The sequence below is a fragment of the Robiginitalea rubriflava genome (assembly GCF_052540725.1).
The window spans coordinates 1,108,021-1,119,335 of sequence record NZ_CP199309.1; the positions used below are offsets into that span (position 1 = coordinate 1,108,021).

An 11,315-nucleotide genomic window follows, 5' to 3' on the forward strand; every position below is an offset into this window, starting at 1 on the left:
ATCACATTAGCACAACCATGAAGAAATCATTCTATTCTATTACAATAAGCTTAATACTCCTCACCGCTTGTGGCGGGGGTGGCAATCAGTCAGTAGACGAGCTGATCAGTTTAGGTAATCTGGAGCAAATCAAGCAAAGACGGCAAGAGCTTAATGAACAGCAAAAAGAATTATTGGGTGCTATCCGAAGGATGGATTCTGTAATCGATTCCCGTGAAAGCAATGACAATATTACCCTGGTAACCACATTGGAAGTTCAGCCCAGGCCTTTTAATCATTACCTGGAATTACAGGGAGACGTTCAGACCAAACAGAATATCCTGCTTTTCCCGGAAATGCCCGGTACGCTGGAGAAGGTTTATGTGAAGGAAGGCGACGCTGTTAAAAAGGGGCAACTCCTGGGGCGCATAGACGATGGTGGTTTGGCCAGTGGCCTGGAACAACTTCGGACTCAGGCTGCCCTGGCGGAAACCACCTATGAGCGTCAAAAAAGGCTGTGGGAACAGAAAATTGGTTCTGAAATCCAGTACCTGCAGGCTAAAACCAATTACGAGGCTACCCTGAATGCCGTAAACCAGGCTCAGGCGCAGCTGGCGAAATCGGCCATAAGAGCTCCCTTCAGTGGGATTGTAGACGATATCATGCAGGAAGAGGGCAGTACTGTAAACCCGGCAGCGGGAATGCCTGTTTTCCGGATTGTAAACCTCGCAGAGATGTATGTGGAAGTAGCCGTTCCGGAAAGCCATCTGGCAGGGGTCCGGCCCGGAAAGGAAGTGATAATTTTCCTGCCGGTGCTCGGAGACAGTATTACAACCAAGGTACGGCAAACCGGGAACTACATCAACCCGGACAACCGGTCTTTCAGTGTTGAAGTACCGGTCCCCAATGCAGAAGGAAAAATAAAACCGAACCTGACTGCCCGGGTCAATATCAACGATTACAGCAATCCGGAGGCCCTGCTGATCCCGCCTTCAGTGATCTCAGAAAACGCAGAGGGGCAACAATACGTTTATGTCGCAACCATGATGGGATCAAACTCAATGGCTACTGCCGAAAAAAGAATCATCACCACCGGGCTGATACAGGGAGATTGGGTAGAGGTCCTCAGTGGATTACAGGCGGGAGACCATATAATTGATGAAGGCGCACGAAGAGTACGCGAAGGTCAGGAAATCCAACTAATTGAAAAGCTATGAGCAGACAGCGAAAAAATGCCGATAAGGAATTCCGGCTTTCATCCTGGGCAATAGACAACCCTTCGGTGATTTATGTTATGATAGGTATCTTCTTGTTTATAGGCCTGTCATCTTATTTCTCCATGCCCAGGGAAGACTTTCCGGAAGTAGAGGAAACCAAGATTTACATCAGCACGGTTTACCCGGGGAACACCGCTGAGGATATTGAACGACTGATTACCGATCCGCTGGAAGACCGCTTAAAAAACGTGAGCAACCTTGTGGAACTGACCTCTACCTCCCAGGAAGATTATTCCATGATCGTAGTGGAGTTTGACGAGGACATTTCCGTCCAGGATGCCAAAACAAAGGTGAAAGACGAGGTGGATGGGGAAAAATCCGGGGAAGACTGGCCTATTTTTAACGGGGCCAAGGTAGAACCAAACGTTTTTGACCTGAAGCTATCGGAGTCCTTCCCGATAATGAATGTAAACTTAACCGGGGATTATCCTGTAGATAAACTAAAGGAATTTGGGGAGTACCTGGAAGATGCAATTGAGGACCTGGACGAAATTAAAGAGGTAGACATTCGCGGCGCTCAGGAAAAAGAAGTGGAAGTGGCTGTAGATATCTATAAAATGATGGCAGCCCGGGTAAGTTTTGATGATGTACTGGGAGCTATACAAAACGGCAATATGACCATGTCTGCCGGGAACCTCATCAATAGCGGGCAAAGAAGGACGGTCCGAATACTGGGGGAGATCCAGCAGCCTTCGGAGCTTGAAAATTTCGTGGTCAAATCAGAGAACGGCGATGCGGTCTATCTGAAGGATATTGCGACGGTTTCCTTTGAAGAAGAAGACAAGACCACCTATGCCCGTGAAATGGGAGAAAGCGTAGTAATGCTGGATGTGAAAAAGCGTTCGGGAAAAAACGCCATTACCGCTGCAGAAAAGATCCGCGAAATTATCGCTGATTCGAAGGAGAATTACTTTCCGGCAGATTTGAACATTTCCATTTCCAACGACTCTTCCAGCAAAACGCTGAATCAGGTAGACGACCTGGTAAACAACATTATTTTCGGGATTATCCTGGTGGTAACCGTCCTGATGTTTTTCCTTGGTTTCCGCAACGCCCTTTTTGTTGGCTTTGCGATCCCCATGTCCATGTTTATGTCCTTTATGATCCTTTCGGCCCTGGGATATACCCTGAACACCATGATCCTCTTCGGGCTGATCATGGGGCTGGGAATGCTGGTGGATAACGGGGTGGTGGTTGTCGAAAACGTATACCGCCTCATGGAAGAGGAAGGCATGAGCCGGATTGAGGCAGCCAAAAAAGGAATAGGGGAAATTGCGGTACCCATCATTATATCAACCGCCACAACCGTCGCAGCCTTTGTCCCATTGGGATTGTGGCCTGGGATCATGGGGGAATTCATGATTTTCTTCCCTATAACGCTTTCCGTTGTTTTGGGATCTTCATTGTTTGTGGCCATTTTTATGAATTCCATGCTAGTCTCCACCCTGATGGAAACCGAGGAGAAAGAACTTACACGAACGCAATTAATCCGATTGACCCTGATCCTTGGAGGACTGGGGACCTTTATCCTGATTTTTGGAGGAACCGTTCGTGGTTTGGGTTCTCTGATGATTGTAACGGCAGGCTTGTTCTGGATCTATAAATACGCCATAAAAAAGGTTGCAAACAATTTCCAGAGACGAACGCTGCGAAAGCTGGAAAATTTCTACGAGCGTCGCCTGAAGCATGCCCTTAAGGGGAAAAATGTTTACTGGTTCTTCGGAATTACCGTGCTGATCCTGATAGCAGCCTTTATCAGTTTCGGGGCCTCACTTGGCAGTGGCCGGACCAAGGTGGAATTCTTCCCGGACAATACCCCCAACCAGATCATTGTCTACATAGAGTACCCCCAGGGAACCGCCATTGAGAAAACCAACGAGATTACCAAGGCCATTGAAAAAAGGGTCTACCAGATTGCCAGGAGTCCGGAATATATCAGGGATGGTGAGAACTTGCTAGTGCAATCGGCTGTATCCCAGGTAGGGAAAGGCGCTGAAAACCCTTTTACGGAGGGTGGTTCGGCTGCAGAAATGCCCCATCGCGGGAAGATTACCATTTCCATGCCGGAATTCAAATACCGGGGTGGGAAAGACAGCGAGCAGCTCCGAAAGGAAATACAGGATGGCCTTACCGGTATTTATCCTGGCGTAGCCATCTCCGTTGAAAAAGATGCGGTAGGCCCTCCGGCCGGTTACCCGATCAATATAGAGCTGGAAGGGCAGAATTACGATACGCTCATCAATGTTGCCGAGCGGATGCGGGCTTTTATCAACAGCAAGAACATTGCCGGGATAGAGGAACTGAAGATAGACGTAAACAAAGGGAAACCTTCCATGGAAGTGGTTGTAGACCGTGAAAAAGCAGGAGAATTGGGGGTAGGTGTTGGTCAGGTGGGGCAACAGCTGCGTCGTTCCCTCTTTGGAGACAAGGCCGGGATTTACAAAAAAGACGGGGAAGACTACGATATCAACGTGCGTTTTAATGAAGACCTCCGCTACAATACCTCGGCCCTTTTTAACCAGAATATCATCTTCAGGGACCCCTACAATGGCCGCATCAAGGAGGTGCCGGTATCGGCCGTGGCCTATAAAAGGAATACCTCTTCCTTTAGTGCCATCAAGCACCGCGATGCCAAACGGGTGGTAACGGTTTATTCCGGGCTGGAACCCGGGTTTACGGATGCAGGTGCCATCGTTTCCCAGATTCAGGAAGAGATGGATACGTTTACCGGTTTGCCTTCCGGGGTTTCCATTGATTTTACCGGGCAAATAGAAGAGCAAAACAAACAGATGCAATTCCTGATGGGAGCCTTTTTCTCCGGTCTGGGGCTGATCATGCTTATCCTGGTCTTCCAGTTTGGGGGTATCTCCAAGCCGACTATTATTATGACTGCCATCTTCCTGAGTTTTATTGGGGTATTTGGCGGGCTGATGCTTACAGGATGGCCCTTCGTGATAATGATGACCATGATGGGAATCATTGCCCTGGCGGGGATAGTTGTAAACAATGGGGTGGTTCTGTTGGACTATACCCAAATCCTGATAGACCGAAAGAAGGTTGCCCTGGGCATCCCGGATAATGAATTACTGACCCTCCCCGAAGTTACCGAAGCCATCATAAAAGGTGGAAAGGCAAGGTTACGGCCCGTATTACTTACGGCTATTACTACGGTGCTGGGCTTAATCCCCCTGGCCATTGGTCTGAACATCGACTTCTTTTCCCTTTTTACCAATTTTGACCCCAATATTTATATTGGAGGGGATAACGTAATTTTCTGGGGACCCCTGGCGTGGACCGTTATTTTCGGATTGCTGGTATCTACCTTCCTTACGCTTATCATCGTTCCGGTATTGTTCAACATCACCTACCGCATCAAAATTGCAATTAAGGGGAAACGAAAAAGCAGGGAAGAAAAGCCGTCGGTCCTGGAAAAGGCTGCCTGATTGTTGCAGCAGGACCAGGCACCTAAAAAAGGGGGAAGTTTAGAACAAATGTTGTGAGCTTCCCCCTTTCCATTGTACCTTTACGGCCTTAATTTGAAGTTATGTACAGATCGCATACCTGTGGGGAACTCAACGAAGCAAATATTGGACAAAACGTTACCCTTGCCGGATGGGTACAAAAGGTAAGGGACAAGGGTTTTGTTATATGGATTGATTTAAGGGACCGGTACGGGATTACCCAGCTGGTATTTGATCAGGAGCGGAGCCCGTCAGCCTTGCTGGATCAGGCACGGGAATGCGGCCGTGAATTTGTTTTGGAAATTAAGGGCAGCGTAATTGAACGGGCTTCCAAAAACCCCAAAATGCCCACCGGAAATATAGAAGTGCTGGTAACAGCGCTCAAAGTCCTGAACCCCTCCCTGACCCCTCCCTTTACAATTGAGGACCAGACCGACGGCGGAGAAGAATTGCGCATGAAATACCGCTATCTGGACATCCGGAGAAACCCGGTAAAGGAAAAGCTCATTTTCAGGTCCAGGGTCAGTATGGAGGTACGCAAGTACTTGTCATCAGAAGGGTTTATAGAAGTGGAGACTCCCTATCTGATCAAATCGACCCCTGAAGGGGCCCGCGATTTTGTAGTACCCAGCCGCATGAATGAGGGTGAATTTTACGCCCTGCCACAATCTCCACAAACCTTTAAGCAACTTTTGATGGTTGGTGGCCTGGACAAGTATTTCCAGATCGTAAAATGTTTCAGGGATGAGGACCTCAGGGCCGACCGCCAGCCGGAATTCACGCAGATAGACTGCGAAATGGCTTTTGTGGAGCAGGAAGATATCCTGAATACCTTCGAGGGGCTTACCCGTCACCTGATTAAGGAAATCAACGGGGTGGAAGTGGCGCAATTTCCACGTATGACCTACGATGAGGCCATGAAAACCTATGGTTCTGACAAGCCGGATATCCGGTTTGGAATGGCTTTTGGCGAGCTCAATGCGCTAAGCCAGCACCGGGATTTCCAGGTATTCAATACTGCCGAACTGGTGGTGGGAATTGCGGTTCCCGGGGCGGCATCCTACAGCAGAAAAGAAATTGATGCCCTTATAGACTGGGTGAAGCGGCCACAGGTGGGTGCCAAAGGAATGGTTTATGTAAAATGCAATGAAGACGGGACATTCAAGTCTTCTGTAGATAAATTTTATACGCCAGAAGACCTGGAAAAATGGGCAGAGGCTACCGGGGCCCAAAAAGGAGACCTGATCTGTATCCTTTCCGGGGAAACCCATACCACCCGAACACAGCTCAGCATGCTGCGGATGGAATTGGCCCAGCGTCTGGGATTGCGAAACCCCAAAGAATTTGCCCCTTTATGGGTGGTTGATTTTCCATTGCTGGAGTTCGATGAGGAAAGTGGGCGCTACCACGCCATGCACCACCCCTTTACCTCCCCAAAACCCGGCCAGTTAGATTTGTTGGATACAGATCCGGCAGCCGTCCGGGCCAATGCCTATGACCTGGTATTAAACGGGAACGAAATTGGAGGGGGTTCTATCCGAATTTACGACAGGCCCACTCAGGAAGTCATGTTCCGTCACCTGGGTTTCAGCCCTGAAGAAGCACGGGAACAGTTTGGCTTTCTGATGGATGCTTTTCAATACGGTGCTCCTCCGCATGGCGGGATTGCCTTTGGGCTGGACCGTTTAGTGGCCATTTTGGGTGGGCAGGAGTCCATCCGGGATTTTATAGCCTTTCCTAAAAATAACAGTGGGCGGGATATAATGATAGATGCCCCATCCCCTATAGACCCGGCCCAGCTGGATGAGTTACATCTCAGCTTAAAGGAGAAATAGGCAGAAGGCTTCCTTACATCCGATCCAATTTTCTACCTTTAGGTTGATCATAACGGGACATGGCTACACAAGCACAGACCTTGCTTACAAAATTCCTTAAGTGGCGCTATAAGCATATTTCCCATAAGAGCTTTACGCAATTAATGAGCGTGGTTGTAGGCTTTCTGGCAGGCCTGGCTTCGGTTACCTTAAAGAACAGTACTTATTTTATAGAATCCCTGCTGGATAAAGGTGTCTTGTTTCTCAGCAATGAACTCTATTTTATCCTTCCGGTGGTGGGCCTTACCCTGGTCTATCTTTATGTAAAATACGTGCACAGGGAAAAACTGGAACACGCCATCTCATCCATACTGTATTCCCTCTCCAGAAAAAAAGGGATCATTGAAGCCAAAAAAATCATTGCCCCGTTGGTAACTGCCCCACTTACCGTGGGTTTCGGAGGATCTGTGGGGTTACTTGGGCCTGCAGTTGCAACCGGGGCCGCCATCAGTTCCAATGTATCCAGGATGTTGCATATCGGTTCGAAAAACCGGACGCTTTTGATTGCCTGTGCCTCGGCAGGAGCGATTGCATCCATCTTTCAGGCCCCCATTGCCGCTATTATCTTTGCCGTGGAAGTTTTTAGCCTGGACCTGACCATGCTGTCTATGCTCCCACTTTTACTGGCTTCCATCTCAGGGGTACTTACCTCCTATTTTTTTCTGGGGGATGAGAAGCTGTTCACTTTTGCACTTACAGACTCCTTTCAGGTAACCGACAGTTTCTTCTATATTCTACTGGGGATGGGAACAGCCGTCGCCTCCATCTACTTTACAAAAATGTACTTCGGGATCATGTCTGTTTTTAAAAAACTGCGCAGCCCTAAATACAAATTACTGGTTGGGGGGCTGGCCATAGGGATCATGCTTTATTTTATCCCTCCGTTATATGGGGAGGGGTTTGGTTTTATCAATAACCTCCTGGAGGGGGATCACCTGAAAGCACTGGGAGCCACTCCATTTGATGCGTATATCGACAATATCTGGGTGGTGATCGGCCTGTTATTTGGTATTACCCTCTTCAAAGCCATAGCCATGACCACCACTTTTGCCGCCGGAGGGGCCGGGGGGATTTTTATCCCAACCATGGTAATGGGAAGTGCCCTCGGCAACGTCTTTGCCAAGGTATTGAATAACCTGGGGCTGGGTATTTCCGTCAGTGAATCCAATTTTACCCTAATTGGCATGGCAGGACTCATTGCAGGAGTGTTACACGCCCCGCTGACAGCTATCTTCCTGATTGCCGAGATCACCGGCGGGTACGAGCTGTTTGTACCCCTGATGATTACTGCGGCCATGTCTTATCTGATCACCAAAAACACAATGGCCCACACCATTTATACACGAGAACTGGCAGCTATTGGCGCCCTTATTACACATAACAAGGACCAGACGGTCCTCACCCTTATGGAACTGGACCAGGTGCTGGAAACCGATTTTAAAAAACTGCGTCAGCAGATGACCCTTGGGGAGATGTTGCACCAGGCGGTAGCCAAATCGGCCCGCAATATCTTTCCAGTGGTTTCTGAAGAAGGGCGGCTTGAGGGCATTGTCTTGTTAGACGATATCCGGGAATTTATGTTTGACATAAGTATGTACGACAAAATAAAAGTGGCCTCTTTTATGCAGAATCCACCCGAATACATCTTCTACGAACAGGATAATATGCAAAGGGTAATGAAAAAGTTTCAGGATAGCGGGGCATGGAACCTGCCGGTGATCCATAATGGCCAGTACCTGGGCTTTGTTTCCAAGTCCAAACTGCTTACGGCCTACCGCAGAAAGTTGATTAACTTTACGCGATAAGATGCGCAAAACAATACGATATCTGGTTTTATTGATTGTACTGGCTTCCCTGGGCAGTATCGCCTATGGTTTTTCCCTGGATGCAGACAGTGTAATGGCCAATAAATATATTGGCTTCGGGGTAATTGGCCTGTTTTTGGTTGCCATGCCCATCTTCCTCTGGAGTGAGAGCCGGGGCAAAAAAATGAAAGACTATATGCTTACGGACGAAAACCTTAAAAAAATGCGCAACCGTAATGGCAAAACATCTCAAAATCAATAATTTTTGAGGATTTTTACACCACTGCCCTCCCGCTTCTGAAAAATTTCGGTTAAATTAGTAAGAGTATTTATTTCATTAATTTTTACCTAAATGACCGGAACAGTTAAATTTTACAATGAGTCCAAAGGTTATGGATTCATTACCAATGACGACACAGGAAGAGACATCTTTGTTCATGCCACTGCCCTAAACGGCTTGCAATTGAATCAGGGTGACAAAGTAGAATATTCAGAAACGGAAGGGCGCAAGGGAATGGTCGCTGCAGATGTGCAGGTGATCGGATAAACTTATTTTATTTTGAAGGATTTTGGACACCGTACAACTGTACGGTGTTTTTTTTAGTTCAAATTCCGCTTCTGTATAAAGAAACGCTTAAGAATATCGGAGGCTTCCTCTTCCAGAACCCCTCCCTTTAGTTCTGTTTTGGGGTGGATTTTACCCCCCATGGTGGAGAACCCGCGCTGCGGGTCATAGGCCGCAAATACTATTCTGGAAATCTGACTCCAGTACAAGGCCCCGGCACACATCTGGCAGGGCTCAAGGGTCACATATAAACTGCAATTGTGGAGGTACTTTCCACCCAGAAAATTAGCGGCTGCTGTTATGGCCTGCATTTCAGCATGGGCGGTTACATCGTGCAATTGCTCGGTGAGGTTATGCGCCCTGGCAATGATGCGGTCGTTTACCGTAATAACCGCACCCACAGGAACTTCCCCCTTTTCAAAGGCTACTTCGGCCTCCTGCAGGGCCTTTTGCATGAAATAACGATCGTCCAATATAAATTCCATGGCTTCAAAAATACAATTTCTCCCGTATCCGAAAGCATTCCCGAAAATGGGAAATTACAGTACCTTTGCCCGGACATGAAACTGCTCCAGAAGATCAATAGCCCTGAGGACCTCAGGAACTGTCCGGAAAGTGAATTGCCGCAGCTGGCTGCCGAACTGCGGGAGTTTATCATCGATGTTGTTTCCGTAAAAGAAGGACATTTAGGGGCCAGCCTTGGAGTAGTTGAGCTCACCCTGGCCCTGCACTACGTTTTCAATACCCCGGAAGATCGTTTGATTTGGGATGTCGGCCACCAGGCGTATGGACATAAAATCCTGACGGGGCGAAAGCAGCGCTTCCATACCAATCGGCAAAAGGACGGGCTGAGCGGTTTCCCCTCCCGTTCGGAAAGTCCTTACGATGCCTTCGGGACCGGCCATTCTTCCACCTCCATTTCCGCCCTGCTGGGCATGGCAATCGCAGCCCGGCTTAAAGGGCACTCAGACCGGCAGCACATTGCCGTGATAGGCGATGCCTCCATTGCCAGCGGGATGGCTTTTGAAGCCCTGAACCATGCAGGAGTAAGCGATACGGATATACTGGTCATCCTCAATGACAACGCCATTGGGATAGACCCCAGCGTAGGTGCCCTAAAAAAATATCTTACGAATGTAAAAACCGGAACAGCCAAAGAAGAAAACCTCTTCGAATGTTTGAATTTTAAGTACGACGGACCGCTTGACGGCCACGACCTGCCGCTCCTGATTCAAAAATTGTCCGAACTAAAAAAAATAAAGGGGCCTAAACTCCTGCACCTGATTACCACCAAGGGAAAAGGACTAAAGAAGGCGGAAGAAGAACAGGTTACCTACCACGCCCCGGGCAGGTTTGACAAAATGAGCGGAGACCTCCTGCAAAGGGAAAAAGACCCGGCTTTGGGCCCAAAATTCCAGGATGTCTTTGGGTTGACCCTGAGGGACCTGGCTGCCAAAAACGAAAAAATTGTCGGCATAACCCCGGCCATGCCCACCGGCAGTTCCCTGAAGTATTTTATGGAGGCTTTCCCGGACCGGGCTTTTGATGTGGGTATAGCTGAACAACACGCCGTAACCCTGGCAGCCGGTTTGGCAGCCGAAGGGATGGTTCCCTACCTGGCTATCTATTCCACTTTTCTGCAAAGGGGGTATGACCAGCTCATTCACGACGTTGCCCTTCAGAACCTGCCCGTAATTTTTTGTCTGGACCGTGCCGGGCTGGTAGGCCGGGACGGCGCTACGCATCATGGTGTTTTCGATATAGCCTACCTGAGTTGTATTCCAAACATGACCCTGATGTCGCCAATGGATGCCCGTACGCTGAGAAATATGCTGTACACCGTACAAAATCGCAGGGAAGGTCCGGTGGCCATCCGCTATCCGAGGGGATACAGCCAGGACCCCGAATGGGAGCAGCCTTTTCAGGAAATTGAATGGGGCAGGGCCCGGGAATTAAAAAAAGGAACCAAAATAGCTGTGCTCAGCACGGGTACCCCGGGAACAACCATTGCGTCCGTAATTCCCAAAACAACGGAGCCTGAAGCAATAAGCCATTACGATTTTCCCTTTATCAAACCCCTGGATCAAAAGATGCTGGAAACGATAATTGCCGGACACAGCCAAATCCTGACTGTGGAAGACGGGGTACTCAGGGGCGGTTTCGGGAGTTTGATTGCCGGTCTTATCGGAAAAATGGATAAACAAGTTAAACTATACAGGGTTGGTATTCCCGATGAATTTATTTCGCATGGGACTACAGAAGAATTAAATAACGATATTGGGGCAGACCCAGGTTCCCTGCTCCGATTGTTAAATGAACTCCTCAGTGAAAATCAGTCGTTTTAAAAAAATCGC

At 48.5% G+C, this 11,315-nt stretch carries 8 protein-coding genes; 7 read left to right on the forward strand and 1 reads right to left on the reverse strand.

The window, feature by feature from the left end:
* Positions 1-17 precede the first annotated feature (17 nt).
* The 6 genes from ACT6NU_RS05130 to ACT6NU_RS05155 all read left to right on the forward strand — a co-directional run bounded on the left by ACT6NU_RS05130 (position 18) and on the right by ACT6NU_RS05155 (position 8,943).
* On the forward strand, positions 18-1,196 hold the full coding sequence (locus tag ACT6NU_RS05130) for an efflux RND transporter periplasmic adaptor subunit (protein WP_445383390.1): 1,179 nt from the start codon (positions 18-20) through the stop codon (positions 1,194-1,196).
* A complete protein-coding gene (locus ACT6NU_RS05135) occupies positions 1,193-4,699 on the forward strand; it encodes an efflux RND transporter permease subunit (protein ID WP_445383391.1) in 3,507 nt (1,168 codons plus the stop codon). Before ACT6NU_RS05130 ends, ACT6NU_RS05135 begins: the two co-directional genes overlap by 4 nt.
* A gap of 101 nt (positions 4,700-4,800) precedes the next feature.
* A complete protein-coding gene (gene aspS, locus ACT6NU_RS05140; protein ID WP_445383392.1) occupies positions 4,801-6,552 on the forward strand; it encodes an aspartate--tRNA ligase in 1,752 nt (583 codons plus the stop codon).
* 59 nt (positions 6,553-6,611) lie between these two features.
* Complete coding sequence (locus ACT6NU_RS05145) at positions 6,612-8,396, forward strand: chloride channel protein (protein ID WP_445383393.1); 1,785 nt, start codon at positions 6,612-6,614, stop codon at positions 8,394-8,396.
* Between the two features lies 1 nt (position 8,397).
* Entirely contained in the window at positions 8,398-8,658 is a 261-nt protein-coding gene (locus ACT6NU_RS05150; RefSeq protein ID WP_445383394.1) for a hypothetical protein, read from the forward strand.
* 90 nt (positions 8,659-8,748) lie between these two features.
* Positions 8,749-8,943: a cold-shock protein gene (locus ACT6NU_RS05155; protein ID WP_445383395.1), complete on the forward strand. Its 195-nt coding sequence runs from the start codon at positions 8,749-8,751 to the stop codon at positions 8,941-8,943.
* Between the two features lie 53 nt (positions 8,944-8,996).
* Here ACT6NU_RS05155 and ACT6NU_RS05160 read toward each other — a convergent pair whose 3' ends face one another.
* Entirely contained in the window at positions 8,997-9,446 is a 450-nt protein-coding gene (locus ACT6NU_RS05160; protein ID WP_445383396.1) for a nucleoside deaminase, read from the reverse strand.
* Between the two features lie 75 nt (positions 9,447-9,521).
* Here ACT6NU_RS05160 and ACT6NU_RS05165 point away from each other — a divergent pair, with 75 nt between their 5' ends.
* Positions 9,522-11,306: a 1-deoxy-D-xylulose-5-phosphate synthase gene (locus ACT6NU_RS05165; RefSeq protein WP_445383397.1), complete on the forward strand. Its 1,785-nt coding sequence runs from the start codon at positions 9,522-9,524 to the stop codon at positions 11,304-11,306.
* Positions 11,307-11,315: the final 9 nt, after the last annotated feature.

Excerpts from the sequence above, each read along its gene's own strand:
- ACT6NU_RS05130 (WP_445383390.1), top strand. The coding sequence starts at position 18 with ATGAAGAAATCATTCTATTCTATTACAATAAGCTTAATACTCCTCACC.
- ACT6NU_RS05135 (WP_445383391.1), top strand. The coding sequence starts at position 1,193 with ATGAGCAGACAGCGAAAAAATGCCGATAAGGAATTCCGGCTTTCATCC.
- aspS (WP_445383392.1), top strand. The coding sequence starts at position 4,801 with ATGTACAGATCGCATACCTGTGGGGAACTCAACGAAGCAAATATTGGA.
- ACT6NU_RS05145 (WP_445383393.1), top strand. The coding sequence starts at position 6,612 with ATGGCTACACAAGCACAGACCTTGCTTACAAAATTCCTTAAGTGGCGC.
- ACT6NU_RS05150 (WP_445383394.1), top strand. The coding sequence starts at position 8,398 with ATGCGCAAAACAATACGATATCTGGTTTTATTGATTGTACTGGCTTCC.
- ACT6NU_RS05155 (WP_445383395.1), top strand. The coding sequence starts at position 8,749 with ATGACCGGAACAGTTAAATTTTACAATGAGTCCAAAGGTTATGGATTC.
- ACT6NU_RS05160 (WP_445383396.1), bottom strand. The coding sequence starts at position 9,446 with ATGGAATTTATATTGGACGATCGTTATTTCATGCAAAAGGCCCTGCAG.
- ACT6NU_RS05165 (WP_445383397.1), top strand. The coding sequence starts at position 9,522 with ATGAAACTGCTCCAGAAGATCAATAGCCCTGAGGACCTCAGGAACTGT.